This window comes from Moraxella nasibovis, from assembly GCF_029581575.1.
Classification (GTDB): Bacteria; Pseudomonadota; Gammaproteobacteria; order Pseudomonadales; family Moraxellaceae; genus Moraxella; species Moraxella nasibovis.
Map to the genome: position 1 here is coordinate 578,815 of NZ_CP089975.1, position 16,764 is coordinate 595,578.

The window sequence follows — 16,764 nt, forward strand, 5'->3', positions numbered from 1 at the left end:
TGGGTTACTGTGGGTTGGATGGGGTAGGTTTTACCCACCGTTTTATTTGTAACTTATTGAATTGTTAAATTTTAAACCAATCCACGCCAACAAAAATGACGGCAGTTTATGGCTTAGTAGCCTATATTCAAAGCGTATTTAATCAGGCTAAAAGCAATTGCCCACATGACCACGCCGATAAAGCCATCTAACACACGCCAAGTATTTGGCTTGGCAAATAGCGGAATGAGTAGTCTTGCCCCATAGCCCAGCCCAAAAAACCACAAAGCGGACGCACACACCGCACCGATGAGAAATTGATACTTTTCGCTGGTGGCGAGCGGACTGGCAATGCTGCCGACCAGCACCAGCGTGTCCAGATAGACATGGGGGTTTAGTAGGGTCAAGGCGAGTGTGGTGGCGATGGTCTGTTTTAGCGTGGCTTGGCTGCGTGTGCCATCAACGGACAGATTGGCTCCACCTTGATAAGCCGAGCGAAACGAACGAAAGCCATACCACAGCAAAAACACCGCCCCAAAGATGGCAAGCGATAAAGTGGCGATTTTGCTTTGTCCGATTAAGCTGCCAAGCCCAAGTACGCCAAGGCTTAGCAAGGTAAAATCGCACAAAAAGCACACCAAGCATACCCAAAAGATGTGCTGTTTTAATAAGCCTTGTTTTAGGACATAGGCATTTTGAGCACCGATGGCGACAATTAAGCCAAACGATACAAAAAAGCCTTGAATGATGGTAGATGACATGATAAAAGCTCAAAAAAAGCACACCCCATCATAGAGTGTGCTTGTGATGGACAAAGGTTATTTTTGTTCAAGCTGTGGTACGGCGTTGCCACCACCTACGCCCAGCAGCCCTGTTTGGGTATAGATACCCAGCTTATGGCGAGTGTCGGCGATGTCAAGATTACGCATGGTCAGCTGACCGATACGATCAAGCGGTGTGAATGCGGCATCTTCAACTTTCTCCATAGATAGGCGTTCTGGCTCGTAGGTCAGATTGGGCGATTCGGTATTTAGAATGCTGTAATCATTGCCACGACGAAGTTCAAGCGTTACCGTACCTGTGATGGCACGAGCCACCCAACGCTGAGCGGTTTCACGCAGCATCAGAGCCTGAGAGTCAAACCAGCGACCTTGATACAGCAGGCGACCCAGACGCAAGCCGTTAATGCGATACTGCTCAATGGTGTCTTCGTTGTGAATGCCTGTTACCAGACGCTCATAAGCGATGTGTAGTAGTGCCATGCCAGGGGCTTCGTAGATACCACGAGATTTGGCTTCAATGATACGGTTTTCAATTTGGTCAGTCATACCCAAGCCATGGCGACCGCCGATTTCGTTGGCTTTTAGGATAAGATCCACAGGGCTGTCAATGCGCTCGCCATTGATGGCGACTGGCACGCCTTCTTCAAAAGTTACGCTCACTTCTTCGGCATCAATCTTGACGCTCTCGTCCCAGTAGCGTACGCCCATGATCGGCTCAACGATTTTGTGGCTTGCGTTCAAAAATTCCAAGTCTTTGGCTTCGTGAGTTGCACCCAGCATGTTCGAGTCGGTAGAGTAGGCTTTTTCTTTGCTCATTTTGTAATCAAAGCCATTGTCAATCAAAAATTGACTCATCTCGCTACGACCGCCCAGCTCGTCAATGAAAGTCTGATCCAGCCAAGGCTTATAAATTTTCAGCTCTGGATTGGCAAGCAGACCATAGCGATAAAAACGCTCAATGTCGTTGCCCTTATAAGTTGAGCCATCGCCCCAGATATTGACATCGTCTTCACGCATGGCAGTAACAAGCATGGTGCCTGTTACCGCACGACCCAGTGGCGTGGTGTTAAAGTACGGCATACCGCCTGTGGTGACATGGAATGCACCGCATTGAATGGCGGCGATGCCTTCTAGGGCAAGCTGTGTACGGCAGTCAATCAAGCGAGCCTTGACTGCACCGTATTGCTCGGCTTTGGCAGGAATGGCGTTGTAGTCGTCTTCGTCAGGCTGACCTAGGTTTGCGGTGTAAGCGTACGGCTCGGCGCCTTTTTGTTTCATCCAAAGTAGGGCAGCAGAAGTGTCCAGACCGCCAGAGAAAGCGATACCAACTTTTTTGCCAGTGGGCAGGTGTTGTAAAATGGTGGCGTTTGACATGAAAAACTCCAAATTTAAGAAAATTGCCAAAATTATAGCACTTTTATCTAAGTTTTTGGCATTGATTTTGTGAAATTTATAAAAAATGGTTCGTTCGTGGCGATGATGGCGATTTTTGTTGGTAAGTTTTTATAAAATTGCCCGTATTGATGGGTGAATTGATGATTTTTGATGAAAAAATGGGCGAAAAATTTACAAAAATTTGTTAGACTATGGCATTAACATTTTATAAAATATCCATCATTTTTAAATGTGATGGTTTAATTTTTTACCCAACAATTTAAAAATATACCTACCGAATGATAAAATTGCCACAAAATTATTGTGGTGTCGTAGGTTGGATTGGGCAAAGCGAAAACCCAACAAATTTAAAGACTTGCGATAAAAATGTTGGGTTGGGCTGTCGCTAACCCAACCCAAAAAAAGCTGTATTATTTTATCGGTTCGGTTGGTATGGCATTCACACATTGATTTTGACAAATTGGCGGTGTTTATGACAACTAAAACTGGCATTCATCTGGTGGTTGATACCAGCATACAGCAGATGAGCGTGTATGATGGCGATGTGCTTTTGTGCCATTTTCCTGTTTCTACCGCCAAAAATGGCACAGGTCAGCTGATCAACACAGGCTGTACGCCACTAGGTCGGCACAAAATCGCCCAAAAAATCGGCGGCGAATACCCAAAAAATGCCGTCTTTGTCGGCAGACAATTCACAGGCGAGATTTATGATGACACGCTTGGGAAAGCCAATCCTGACAGAGACTGGATATTAAGCCGTATTTTGTGGCTAGAAGGCTGTGAAATGGGTGTAAATCAAGGCGAAAATGCCAATGGCGTGTGTGATAGTTTTGCTCGTTACATCTACATTCACGGCACGCCAGATACCGAGCCTATGGGCGTGCCACGCTCGCATGGCTGTGTGCGTATGCGTAATGATGATGTCATTGCATTGTATGACATGGTGGGCGTGGATACGAAGGTATTGATTGCTTGATGGTTGATTGATGGCAGCTTAGCTCGCCAAATCCAAAAGGCAGTACAAAATCATGTGGTTTGGTAGGTTGGATTGAGTAAGGCGAAAACCAACGGTTTGGTATGGCTGATTGAATTTATTGGCTAAAAAATCGCAAAAAATTAAAGGAAAGCTCATGAATTTACAAAAAGTTGATTTAAATTTGCTCGTCTATTTAGATGTGCTGTTGCGTGAAAAAAATGTCACTCGTGCCGCCGAACAGCTTGGCATCACACAGCCTGCGATGAGTAATATTTTACGCAGACTTCGCTCGCTGTTCAATGATCCGCTCTTAGTGCGATCCAGCGAGGGCATGACGCCGACCGAACGAGCAGGCGAGCTACAGCCACGCATTCGTGAGATACTCTCGGACATCAGCACGCTACTTGAGCCACGCACCGAGTTCCGTCCGTACAGCACTTCTCGTGTTTTTCGCATCATGACATCAGACTATGCTGAGGCGACCCTTGTGCCACGCCTTGTCAAGGCACTTCGCTCTGAGGCGCCGAATGTGATTTTGGACTTTTTGACGCCGTCTGATGTGTCGTATCGAGACATGGAGCAGGGGCGAGTGGATTTGGCGATCAACCGCTTTAACGAGATTCCCCAGAGCTTTCATCAGGTCTTGGTGTGGCGTGATACTTTTAGCTGTCTGTTGTCGGCGGACAGCCCTTATGTGGGGCGATTTAATCTAAAAAACTACCTAAAAGCTCAGCATGTCTGGGTGTCAAAGACAGGCATGGGCGTAGGCTTTGGGGTAAATCCTGAAAAATCAGGCGGTCTGGGTTCGATTGACCAAGCCCTGCAACGCCTTGGGCAAAAACGCCAAATCAGTGTCTTTACTCGTCATTACCAAATGCCCGCCATGCTCGCTGCCAACAAGGACTTAATCGCCACTTTGCCGACTCGTGTCGCCAAGCTCCAAGCACACAATAACCCTGAGATTGTCGTCAAAGAACCGCCATTTTTCATTCCAGAATTTGAGCTGACGATGGCATGGTCGCCGCTACTTCAGCACCACCCAGCCCACCGCTGGCTAAGACAGCTCATCTTGCATGTGGCACGCCAAGTCATCGCCGAAGAAGAGCAGGCAATGAAAGGCTTATGATCTGATTTGGCGAATCGGCTTTGGCTAATCTGATTGGTTGAAATAAAAAAGACTGTGCCGATGCGCAGTCTTTTTTTGTATAAAATCAGCTTTGCTTAGCCATCAAAAGCCATAACAAGGAAAAAGGCTCATCGGCTTATCTCGGATGATCGCTCAAATCGGCACGCTTATCACGCTGATCGGGAAGGGTGCTGGCACCCTCATCAAAGCTTGACAGTGGCGAGAGGACGACATTTTGCGCAGGCAGCTTTTGGGCGTGTCTTAGGCGCCAGTTATGAATGCCATCATTACTGACTTGTAGATAATACTTGGCATCAGTGGCATCCAGACTGACCTTACCAGCATAGACATTCTCGCCGATGTGCTTGATGGTGAAGTCTCTGTCTTTGCTGCTGTCGGTGGCGTGCGAGATGGAGACGGCAAGCGACTTAGGGTAGGTCAAAGGCGTGCCATCTCGGAGTGTGCCAGTATCCAGCGTGTTTTTGGGATAGTTGAGTTCAAAGCGCACCGCCTCGCCATCAAAGCGCATCACGCCAAACACGCCCAAATCGTGCGCAAGCTTATCACGAGTGGCGTCTTGGTAGAGCGTCTTACCGTCCATGTACCAGTCATCACGCACGGTGCTGTCTTGGATGCGGATCGACCAGACGATAAAAAATATACACACCGCCACGACCAGCACAGGTAAGCCGACCACAAAGACGGTCATGAAGGGGTTTTTGTACCAAGGTTCTTGTTGGAGGTGTTTGGACATGACGCACTTAATGATAAAAATTTAGCGCATTGTAGCACAGTTTACCACATTTCCCAAATCACTCTATATAAATCACTCCATATAAATCATTTTATGTTTTGTGCTGACTTAATCACCCTATGGACATAAGACTGGCAGGGGTGAAAATATTTGTTTTTGTAGGAAATTTTTTCTTGTGGGATATTTTTAGGAAATAAGAAAAGCCACCCATAGAAGGGCGGCTTTACAAATGTGGGCTTATTTTTTGGGCTGATAGACAAAGTTGTCCGTAGCACTGGCGCTGTATTTGCCATCTTCGGTATATACCGTGATGGTGACAGGCGTGCTACCCACCTTCACGACATTGGCATCGCCGATGATACTCACTGGCAGATCGTACGGCTCGTTGGCTTGTAGTGGCAGCTTGTCAAAGCGAGAACGCAGCGTCATGCCAGCGGTGTTGTCGCCGTCCAAGCGCACTCGATAGACTTGGCGTTCGTCAGTTTTATTGACGATTTTTAGCACATAGCTGTTTTCTACTTGACCGTGTCGCTCATGGCTCAGCTGCTTGCGGTCATGGCGGATTTCAAGCTCCAATGGCGCTCGCCCTGTGGCGACGAGTGTTGCAGCCACGATGGACGCACCCAGTACGAAAATGTAGGCAAAGATGCGAGGGCTGATGATTTTGGTTTTTTGTTTTTCGAGCATCTGACGCTCAGTGGTGTAGCGAATCAAGCCACGAGGGTAGCCGACTTTATCCATGATGTCATTACACGCATCGACGCAGGCGGCGCACTGGATACACTCCACTTGCAAGCCATCACGGATGTCAATGCCAGTTGGGCAGACCTGCACGCACATATTGCAGTCCACGCAGTCGCCGTAGCCCTCTGGGTGGTCGCCTTTTTTGCGAGCACCACGAGGTTCGCCACGCTCGTAGTCGTATGAGACCAAAAGCGTGTCTTTGTCAAACATCACCGACTGGAAACGACCATAAGGACACAGATGCACACACATATGCTCACGCATATAGCCACCATTGGTCTGGGTGACGAAAGTGATGAGCAGGAAAAATATCCATGTCATCTTGCTCCAACCCATAAAAAATGGCGTATGCCCATTAAAAAACAGATAATCCGTACCGACAATAAAGGCAATAAAGGTCAATGCCGTAATTGCTGAGATGACAAGCCAAATGGCGTGTACCGCCAGAGTCTTCATGATTTTCTCGGCATTCCAAGGCTGCTTGTCAAATTTGATGCGTTTATTACGCTCGCCGATGATCCATTTTTCAACATGCTGATACAGATGTACATAGATAGTCTGCGGACAGGCATAGCCACACCACACACGCCCAGCATAGACCGTCACCATAAACAGCAGCATGGCGGCAATGATGAACACAAAGGCAAAGAAATAAAAATCCTGCGGCATAAAAGTCGCCCCAAAGATATAAAACTTCGGCTCAATCACATCCAGCAAGATCGCCTGTCGCCCGTTCCAGCGAATCCAAGGGGCGACCAAAAATGCCACCAATATGGCATACATCGTAAACAGGCGAATGTTCTGATATTTACCCTTGACAAAGCGAGGATGTACACGCTGCTTGGTGGCGTCCATGTCCTTTGAGGTGGGGATGATTTTCTCTGGTGGCGGACGCTGTTTTTTGGGCTTGGCGGTGGTGGGTGCGGCGTGTTTGTCGTCGCTTTTGGGTGGGATGGGTTTTGAATCTGGCTTGTCTGACATGATGAGTACCTTTGTTTTGCTGGCTAACTGGCAGCTGGCTTGGATTCATGGATTTTGTCTATTGTAGCATTTTTTGGGGCGTTTGTGGGTGTTGTTGGCAAGTGTTTTTGTCATGATGATTGCCAATTTATAATTTTTACAAATGGATGGTAGGGGCGAAAAATCTTTCGCCCATTGGCATAAATACGGTCTGTGCGGTGGTACGGGCGAATATTATTCGCCCCTACGATAAAATCACGCACAACGCAAATTGTGCGGTTAAATTGCAATTCGCCCCTACGGAAAACCTGTGTAAATGCCGTTCGGTAGGGGTGAAAAATATTCCACCCCTACGATAAAATCCTGCATAACGCAAAAAACCACGCACCCCACCAACCAAAATCATACCAAATCCATTATTTAAAATTTCTAAACAATATTTTTGCTCACCGCCACCCACCACAGACGACAAAGCACAGGCACAGCCTATGCACTACAAGATTTCGCCAATTTGTCTGTAATTTGGCTGTATTGTTGCAGCTGTCATGCCGTACGCCACACACCGCCCTAATTCATCAATAAAATCCACAAAAAATGCGGATTTTCCCACTCAAATCTCCCTCAGATACAGTTACAATAGGCAAGCCCGCCACCTGCCAAATCAATGCACCAAAAATACGGTAAACACTTGTATTCTAAGAACTCTAACCAACTCAATCATACATCAAGTATTTACAATTCATTAACAAAACAGCACACAAATCACTATAAATCAAGCAAAAAAACAGTTATAATATGCACATAACCCCCCCCCATGCGCTCGCCATTTTGGCACGGTCATTGGTGATTCTTGACTGGTGTTGGTTTGTTAATGTGGTTTTGACATTATATTGATGTTTTTTATTGGATATTTTTTTTAAATTGAATTTTTGATTTAATTAAATTAACTTTCAAAAATACGACTGATATTATGATGCACAGCACCCCTGATATTCAGACACCCAAGTCCTTCCGCTCTGTGTCGGTGAGCTGCATGAGGTTCTTTTATCTTTTCAAGGTTTTTCAAGTTTTTTCACTCGTCGTCCAAGTCTCTCCCCATCCTAGCGATGGTGGTGCAGCCGTGGGCAGCGCATCGCCGAGCCTGATTCGGCATCTTTATAGGTAATCATCTATGAACAACATCTATCGTGTGATTTATAACAAATCCACCCAAACTTTCCAAGCGGTCTGCGAATTCGCTCGTGCACAAGGCAAGGGCAGCACCACTACCGTCGGCAGCGGTGAGGCGCCGTCGGCAGTCGGCAGGCTCATCCGCTTTACGCTCATCATGTCGGGCATGATTTTATCGGCACAGGCAGTTGCAGCTACTGGCACAGAGTACCAAGCAGGCACTGATAATGTCTGTTATTTTGACACCGCAACTAACAGTGTTGTCTGTGGTAATGCGACCACCCAAGTAACCGATCAAGGCAAAAATGCTGTATCCGTCGGTATCGGCGCCGAAGCTCGTAATAATAATGACATTGCTATCGGTCAAGAGGCAGGCAACGGGCTAAAAGATCGTGGTACGAATTTTGATCCTGCAACAACTATATTCAAAAAAGATGGCGTAGACGCGCCAAATGCAGAAAGTATCGTAACCCATTCAAACATCAGTATCGGTAAACAATCTGGCAAAGACAGCACAGGTATCGATATGATTAACCTTGGCAGCTTTGCTGGTCAAAATCTCAATAGTGCTGGCAGCAGTATGATCTCTATTGGTAAAAATGCCAATAAATTTAAAACATTAACCAAGGTTGAAAAATCTGTTGCCATCGGTCATGGTGCAACAACAGAAGGCTCAAGCTCGGTCGCCATCGGTGATGGTGCAATTAACCAAGGCTATAAATCGGTTGTGATGGGGCCAGGTGCCAAAATAGAAAGAAATGCCTCTGGGATAACACCAGTAGACAGTGTTGTGTTTGGTGCGAGTGCTTATAGCAATCAAAGCAATGATGTGGTTATCGGTAGGGGTGCAGGTACACGAACTACTGGTGCAGGCGGTAATGTCATATTGGGTTCGGGTTCAGGGACTAGCTCTGACATTCAGCAAAATGTGATTATTGGTACTGATGCAGGTCATAATGTTAATTTTACTACTCCTGATAATAGGGGGGTTGTTTCTGATTTAAATATCTTTATCGGTCAAGCAACTGGTCAAAATGTCAATGGGCGTGCCAATATCGCTATTGGTGAAAAAAACGCACAGTATGTGGGCAAGGTAAATCGAGCCAGCATAATGAAAGAGGCGATAGAGACACCACAAGCTAACAATAGCACGCAATTTACAATCCAAGAAGGCCAAGTATTTGATACAGACCGAAGAAGTGATTACAACTTCGCCATCGGTGCTCGTTCAGGCTCTAATGTGCTTGGTGGTGGCAATTATACTATTGGTGGCGGTAGTTATGTCGTTGGTACTGGCAACTTATCGTTTGGTGACGGTTCTGGTTCATACATCAGCGGTAGTAATAATATCTCCATCGGAGCGGGTGCTGGTGTTGAAAACTTGTACGAGCAAAATGGTAAACTTCGTACACATTATGAAGCACTTAGCAAGCGTCAGGGTTCTATCTCTATTGGCCTGTATAGCAAAGGCGTGGCAAACCGTGCCATCGCTATTGGTACGGGGATAGATCATAACACACCTGCAGCACGTGCGACCGCAACAGATTCGCTTGCGATCGGTACAGACAGTGTCGCCACAGGGGTCAATGCCACTTCTATTGGTAAAGCCGCCATTGCCACAGGCAAAAATGCCGTTGCGATTGGTAGCTCTACCCCAAACACTTATGAGTATTTTGATCGTGCAACAGGCAGATTACAAGATTTGGCAGATAACAGTCACGAACATGCAGGTCGAGCCACTCGTGCCAATGCAGAAAACGCCGTTGCTATCGGTAATACCAGCCAAGCAAATGCTATCAATTCTCTTGCGATTGGTACAGGGGCAAAAGCCACAGGCACACAATCCATCTCTATCGGTACAGGTAACGTGGTATCAGGTAATAACTCAGGTGCATTGGGTGACCCATCGATCGTCTCAGGTGCAGGCTCTTATACCGTTGGTAACGATAACGCTGTGGGTAGCACATCGACCAATGTCGGTGCCTTTGGTAACAACAACCAAATCGGTGCCACAGCCACTTATGATGCAGCTGGTAAATTACAGCTTGCCGATGGTCTGACTGACACCGCAGCGGTATCAGGCTCTCGTGTGGTAGGTAACAACAACACCATCACCACCAACGAAACTTTCGTACTGGGCAACCGTGTAACCACTACCGCTGACAACTCAGTATTCTTAGGCACCGAGTCTGGCCTACACTGCCAAAGGCGATAGCACAGATGGCATCGGTGCAGTAACCGAGCCTGTCAATGTCAATGGCGTAAGCTATGGCGACTTTGCAGGTAAAACATCGGTCGGCGTGGTATCAGTGGGCGATGTTGGCAAAGAACGCCGTATCCAAAATGTCGCCGCAGGTCTAATCTCAGCGACTTCAACCGATGCGATTAACGGCTCACAGTTGTATGCCGTGGCGGATAAATTGGCTGCTGTTGATGCCGCAGCAAACCGCACCAATTATTTCCATGTAAACACTGACGCTCTCGATCAGCCTGCTGGCAATCCTGACACCAATGAAGGCACGGTCGATGCTAAGGGTGGTGCTGTTGGTCAATATGCAGTCGCAGCAGGTATCGATGCTCAGGCGAAAGGATCTGCTGCCATTGCCATCGGTTTAAATGCAGGTAAGGACTCAGAAGGCACCCTTACTCGAAATACAATCATGATCGGTAATCATGCTGGAAATCTCTCATCATTAGAACAGGGTGTCTTGCTAGGTATTGGTGTTGGCACCAACCGAACAGGTGCTAATGTCATTGCTATTGGTGAGCATGCCGGCTCTTATCGCCCACCACAACTAGATGTGTTCAATCCACCAGAACCAGATGATCAAGTTCATTGGCAAGATCTTGGCTATACGACCAACGAAGTACTTAGTAATTCAACTGTGATAGGTCGTTTTGCCGGGCTTAATGCAACGGGATTTTCTAACGACTATTTAGGTTGGAATGCAGGCGAACTTAGACATGGCGATGCCAATATTGCGATGGGTCATCTGGCGGGTGCGGCAGCTGGAGGCTATCTTGACCATACTGGCTCAAGAGTGGGTGTCATTGGCAGTTACAATGTTGCATTAGGCGCTGCTTCTGGGCAAGGCATAAACGGTTACAATAATATTGCCATTGGCATTAACTCCAATCATAGCATTAATTTCTCAGAAGATAACAAAACCCCAACCAAATTAAACCCCGATGTAAAAGTCCCATATGTCAATGACGCCATCGCCATCGGTCAAGACACCACCGCCCAAAAAGACACCGCCATCGCCATCGGTAAAAATGCCAAGGCAGCAGTCGCTGAGGGTGATGTGGCACTGGGTGCAGACTCAGAGACTACCCAAGTAACACCAACTGCCAATGCAGCGGTCAATGGCATCACTTATGGCAACTTTGCAGGTGCAGCGCCGACCAGCGCAGTATCAATCGGCGCTGCTGGCAGTGAGCGTCAGCTTCAGAATGTCGCCGCAGGTCGTATCTCAGCGACTTCAACCGATGCGATTAACGGCTCGCAGTTGTACATCGTAGCAGATGAGCTGAGTAAAAGAATCGGCACTGAACCTGAAACCTATTTCCATGTAAATACAGGTGCAAACAGAGGTACAGGCAATGCTGTCACCAACTTGGGTAAGATCAGTGAGGCGGCTGGTGCTACTGCACCTGGCGCCATCACAGGCGGTATCAATGCCCAAGCAACCGAAGGTGGTGCCATCGCCATCGGTCAAGACAGCCGTGCTGTAGCCAATCATGCCATCGCCATTGGCGTGGAGGCAGGTAAAGAGTCAACCGAGCCCACAGGAACCATCATGATCGGCGAACAGGCTGGTTACCGCACATCAGCACAGAGCAGTGTTCTTTTGGGCCGTATGTCTGGTCATAGCCGCACAGCTTCTGGCATCGTTGCGATTGGTACTGATGCTGCCAGTTATGATCTTACAGAGGAACAAAACCAAATGGGCATGTCCTATCTGGCTTATACCACGGCGATCGGTATGTCCGCTGCCACCAACGCAACAGGTCATTATAATGACTATGTTGGTGGTCAGGCAGGCTACACTAGGCATGGCGATTATAATGTCGCCATGGGCTATTTAGCGGGCGCAGGCAAAGCAAGTAGCAATGAAGTGGATCTAACGGGTATGAGAGCAGGCTCTATGGGCGACAATAATGTCTCATTAGGCACCTACTCCGCCTTGGCTTTAAATGGCAATGATAATATCACCATCGGTCAGAAGGCTAACCAAGGCTGGGCATTTACTGAAGACAACATGACCGCAACCGAAGAGAAGCCTGACATCAAAGTCGCCTATGTTAATGACACCATCGCCATCGGTCAAGACACCAAGGCTCAAAAAGACACCGCCATCGCCATCGGTAAAAATGCCAAGGCAGCGGCCGCTGTCGGTGATGTGGCACTAGGTGCTGGCTCAGAAACCCTCGCCGTAACCCCAACCTCTAATGCGACTGTCAATGGCATCACTTACGGCAACTTTGCAGGTAGTGCGCCTAAGAGCGCTGTGTCTGTTGGTGCAAAAGATAGCGAGCGCCAGATCCAGCATGTCGCCGCAGGTCGTATCACAGCAGACAGCACCGATGCGATTAACGGCAGCCAGCTGTATATGGTCACCCAAGGCACGCTAGACCAAATGCCAGTGGTTTATACCAAAGCTGATGGCACTAAAGTATTCAAACAGCCAGATGGTAAGTTCTTAGATGCTGACGGTAATGAGGTTGATGCAGGCGATGTAATTGCCTCGATGAACAATCCACAAAACAGCACCACAGCTCCGATGACCTTGACTAACATCAAGTCAAACTTGGCACCGGTGACTACGGCAACTACAGAACAGCCAAATGCAAACCACCCAGTATTGCTAGAAGAAAACGCTAACAATGCTGCAACGCTAGGCGATGTACTAAACGCTGGTTGGAACCTACAAGAAAATGGTGATGCAAGAGATGTTGTAGTACACGCTGACACCGTAAACTTCGTTAATGGTGCAGGTACAACAGCAGTTGTAGAAACAGATGGAAAAACTTCAACCATCAAATATGATGTGAATGTAGATGGTGAGACCATCACAACGAAGACAGATCCAAACGATCCGACTAAGACTGTGATTACTGTCAACACCACACCATTGGCTGATGCGGATAATGACGGTAAAGTGGACGAACCTGCTGCACCAAATGCACTTGTTACGGCACAAACTGTGGCGAATGCAATCAACAACTCAGGTTGGAAATTGGATGTATCACAATCAGAAGGTCAAGCAGTTGGTACGGGTGAAGAGCTGATTAACCCATCAGACAAAGTGACTATTGATGCAGGTAAAAACATCAGCATTACTCAAGCAGGTAGTACAATCAGCATTGCAACCGCTGATGATGTTGAGTTTGCAAGCGTGAAAACCAATAGCCTAGAAGTACCAACTGACAACGGCAGCTCGGTGAAGATTGACAACAACGGCGTTGATGTTGGTGGCAATGTAATCAGCAATGTAGCGGATGGTGTTGAAGATGGTGATGCTGTCAATGTAAGTCAGTTGAATGCAGCCAAAGCAAATGTTGTAGGCGAAGAAGGTATTGAAGTAACTTCTGAATCAACTCCAGAAGGTACCACTTACACCGTTTCTGCTAAGACTGATGGTGTAACCACCTATGTAGACAACAATGGTAACATTGCTGCCATCACAGGTGATCTAAACACATCAACCGATGGTTCAGTAAGCTCTGAGATGCCAAATTCATTGGTAACAGGCGATCAAGTAGCCAACGCCATCAACAACTCAGGCTTTAATGTAACCTCAGGTGCTACTGGTTCAGGTGAAGTTGATGGTAAAACCACAGAACTGATCAACCCATCAGAAACTGTGACTTTCCAAGCTGGTGATAACTTGGTTCTAAACCAAGCTGAAAATGTATTCACATACAGCTTGAATGATGACATCAACATCAACAGCGTACAGTTCAACGACGGTCCTAAGATCACGAGCGATGGCGACAACATCAAAGTTGAAGGTCCTAACGGCGAAGCTACTAAGATCACTAATGTTGCAGACGGTACTGGTGACAACGACGCAGTCAATGTAAGTCAGCTTAAAGATGCTCAAGCAGCAGCAACTACCAAAGTTGAAGAAGCTGACGGCATCAATGTAGAAGCCACTGAAAATGAAGACGGCTCTACCACTTACACCGTTTCTGCTAAGACTGATGGTGTAACCACCTATGTAGACAACAATGGTAACATTGCTGCCATCACAGGTGATCTAAACACATCAACCGATGGTTCAGTAAGCTCTGAGATGCCAAATTCATTGGTAACAGGCGATCAAGTAGCCAACGCCATCAACAACTCAGGCTTTAATGTAACCTCAGGTGCTACTGGTTCAGGTGAAGTTAATGGTACAACCACAGAACTGATCAACCCATCAGAAACTGTGACTTTCCAAGCTGGCGATAACTTGGTTCTAAACCAAGCTGAAAATGTATTCACATACAGCTTGAATGATGACATCAACATCAACAGCGTACAGTTCAACGACGGTCCTAAGATCACGAGCGATGGCGACAACATCAAAGTTGAAGGTCCTAACGGCGAAGCTACTAAGATCACTAATGTTGCAGACGGTACTGATGACAACGACGCAGTCAATGTAAGTCAGCTTAAAGATGCTCAAGCAGCAGCAACCACCAAAGTTGAAGAAGCTGACGGCATCAATGTAGAAGCCACTGAAAATGCAGACGGCTCTACCACTTACACTGTTTCTGCTAAGACTGATGGCACTACCACGAAGATTGATGACAACGGCAACATCGCAGCTGTTACCACCACCTTCACACCATCTACTGATGGTAAAGTAGGCGCACCTGCTGACAATGGCGATTCACTAGTAACTGCTAACACCGTTGCTGATGCCATCAACAACTCTGGTTGGAACCTAGCAGCTGATGGTACTGAGGGTACTGAGCTGATCAACCCATCAGACACTGTTACCTTCAAAACTGGTAGCGACAACCTAACTGTTAAGCGTGAAGGTGCTGACATCATTTATGACCTAGCAGATGACATCAATGTAAGCAGCGTACAGTTCAACGATGGTCCTAAGATCACGAGCGATGGCGACAACATCAAAGTTGAAGGTCCTAACGGCGAAGCTACTAAGATCACCAATGTGGCTGATGGTACTGGTGACAACGACGCAGTCAATGTAAGTCAGCTTAAAGATGCTCAAGCAGCAGCAACCACCAAAGTTGAAGAAGCTGACGGCATCAATGTAGAAGCCACTGAAAATGCAGACGGCTCTACCACTTACACTGTTTCTGCTAAGACTGATGGCGTAACCACCTATGTAGACAACAATGGTAACATTGCTGCCATCACAGGTGATCTAAACACATCAACCGATGGTTCAGTAAGCTCTGAAATGCCAAATTCATTGGTAACAGGCGATCAAGTAGCCAACGCTATTAACAACTCTGGTTGGAACTTGCTAAACAATGGCGCACAGCGTGATGTGGTTCGCCCAGCCGATGCTGTAAACTTCATCAACGGTAAAGGCACGACAGCTGTGGTAGAAACTGCTGCTGATGGTAAGTCTAGCACCGTGAAGTTTGATATCAATGTAGATGGTGAGACCATCACAGTTGATGAAGACGGCAACTTGACAGTGAATAAAGATGCGGTTGATACAAATACTGTAACCACCGTAACTGCTGGCAAGAATATGGTTGTAACGAACACTGGCACAGACGATGCACCAAACTACGAAGTTAAAACTGCTGATGATGTGAACTTCAACAGCGTAACCGTAGGTCCTGTAGTGATTAACCAAAACGGCATCAATGCTGGTGATAAGAAGATCACCAATGTGGCAGCTGGCGACATCTCAGCCACCAGCAAAGATGCGGTAAATGGTAGCCAGTTGTATGCGTTGGCAGATCAGTTCAATACTAAGATTGAAACTGCCAAGACTGTGGTAGATTCGGCTGATAAGTCAGTGACTGTTACACCAAGCACTACCGATACTGGTGCAACTAAATACGATCTGTCAGTGAAAACTGATGGTGATACCATTAAGAAAAATCCTGATGGTTCATTGGCTGTGAATACCACACCATTGACTAACAATGCTAATGGTGCGGTCAATACTCCAGCGGCACCAAATGCGATTGCAACCGCAGGTGATGTGGCAAATGCCATCAATAACTCAGGCTTTACTTTGACAGCCCAAGGCGCTAATGGCTCTGTGGTAAATCCAGGTGAAACTGTTGACATGAACAACACTGATGGCAATATTGTCATCACCAAACCAGCTGATAGTAACAATGTTACCTATAATCTGGCTAAAGATGTGAAAGTTGACAGCGTAACTGCTGGCGGCACAGAGGTAAATAACGATGGCATCACCATCGCAGCACCGACTGAGAACAACCCTGACAATGTGGTCAGCCTAACTCAGACTGGTCTGAACAACGGTGGCAACCGCATCACCAATGTCGCACCAGGTGTGGATGCAACTGATGCTGTCAATGTCAGCCAGCTACAAGGCACAGCGAACTACCTGAACAACCGCATTGACGGTGTGGCAGACGATGCCAACGCAGGTGTTTCATCAGCGATGGCGATGGCAGCACTACCACAAGCTTACATCCCAGGTAAGTCAATGCTAACTGGTGGTATCGCCAGCTACAATGGCGAAGGTGCTGTGGCAGTGGGCTTCTCGAAGCTGTCTGACAACGGCCGCTGGGTGCTTAAAGTGTCTGGCTCTGCCGACACCCAAGGCAATGCTGGTGGTGCAGTGGGTGCAGGTTTCCACTTCTAAGCTGCATTTAGGTAGATCAATCCATGCTTCGTGAAATTCGGAGCATGGCGTTGATTAAA

General features: G+C 47.2%; 8 protein-coding genes. 4 read left to right on the top strand and 4 right to left on the bottom strand.

Annotated elements, in window-relative coordinates; genetic code table 11:
* Positions 1 to 113 precede the first annotated feature (113 nt).
* Positions 114 to 740, bottom strand: coding sequence for a LysE/ArgO family amino acid transporter (locus tag LU290_RS02655; protein WP_277809020.1), 627 nt, complete (start codon positions 738 to 740; stop codon positions 114 to 116).
* A gap of 57 nt (positions 741 to 797) precedes the next feature.
* On the bottom strand, positions 798 to 2,135 hold the full coding sequence (gene argG, locus LU290_RS02660; RefSeq protein WP_277809021.1) for an argininosuccinate synthase: 1,338 nt from the start codon (positions 2,133 to 2,135) through the stop codon (positions 798 to 800).
* Positions 2,136 to 2,628: 493 nt separating this feature from the next.
* On the opposite strand from argG, the gene LU290_RS02665 reads away from it, so the two are divergent.
* Together LU290_RS02665 and LU290_RS02670 are read left to right on the top strand one after the other, a co-directional pair.
* Positions 2,629 to 3,132, top strand: coding sequence for a L,D-transpeptidase (locus LU290_RS02665; RefSeq protein WP_277809022.1), 504 nt, complete (start codon positions 2,629 to 2,631; stop codon positions 3,130 to 3,132).
* A 154-nt stretch (positions 3,133 to 3,286) separates the two neighbouring features.
* Positions 3,287 to 4,258 carry a LysR family transcriptional regulator gene (locus tag LU290_RS02670; RefSeq protein WP_277809023.1) on the top strand — a complete coding sequence of 324 codons (972 nt, stop codon included), beginning with the start codon at positions 3,287 to 3,289 and terminating at the stop codon, positions 4,256 to 4,258.
* A 136-nt stretch (positions 4,259 to 4,394) separates the two neighbouring features.
* Here LU290_RS02670 and LU290_RS02675 read toward each other — a convergent pair whose 3' ends face one another.
* Complete coding sequence (locus LU290_RS02675) at positions 4,395 to 5,024, bottom strand: FixH family protein (protein ID WP_370688549.1); 630 nt, start codon at positions 5,022 to 5,024, stop codon at positions 4,395 to 4,397.
* Between the two features lie 225 nt (positions 5,025 to 5,249).
* A complete protein-coding gene (gene ccoG / locus LU290_RS02680) occupies positions 5,250 to 6,611 on the bottom strand; it encodes a cytochrome c oxidase accessory protein CcoG (protein ID WP_277809537.1) in 1,362 nt (453 codons plus the stop codon).
* Between the two features lie 1,276 nt (positions 6,612 to 7,887).
* On the opposite strand from ccoG, the gene LU290_RS02685 reads away from it, so the two are divergent.
* Positions 7,888 to 10,101, top strand: a complete 2,214-nt coding sequence (locus tag LU290_RS02685) for an ESPR-type extended signal peptide-containing protein (protein ID WP_277809025.1) — start codon at positions 7,888 to 7,890, stop codon at positions 10,099 to 10,101.
* 85 nt (positions 10,102 to 10,186) lie between these two features.
* Positions 10,187 to 16,705 (top strand): YadA-like family protein, encoded by a 6,519-nt coding sequence (locus tag LU290_RS02690; RefSeq protein ID WP_277809026.1) that lies wholly within the window; start codon positions 10,187 to 10,189, stop codon positions 16,703 to 16,705.
* Positions 16,706 to 16,764: the final 59 nt, after the last annotated feature.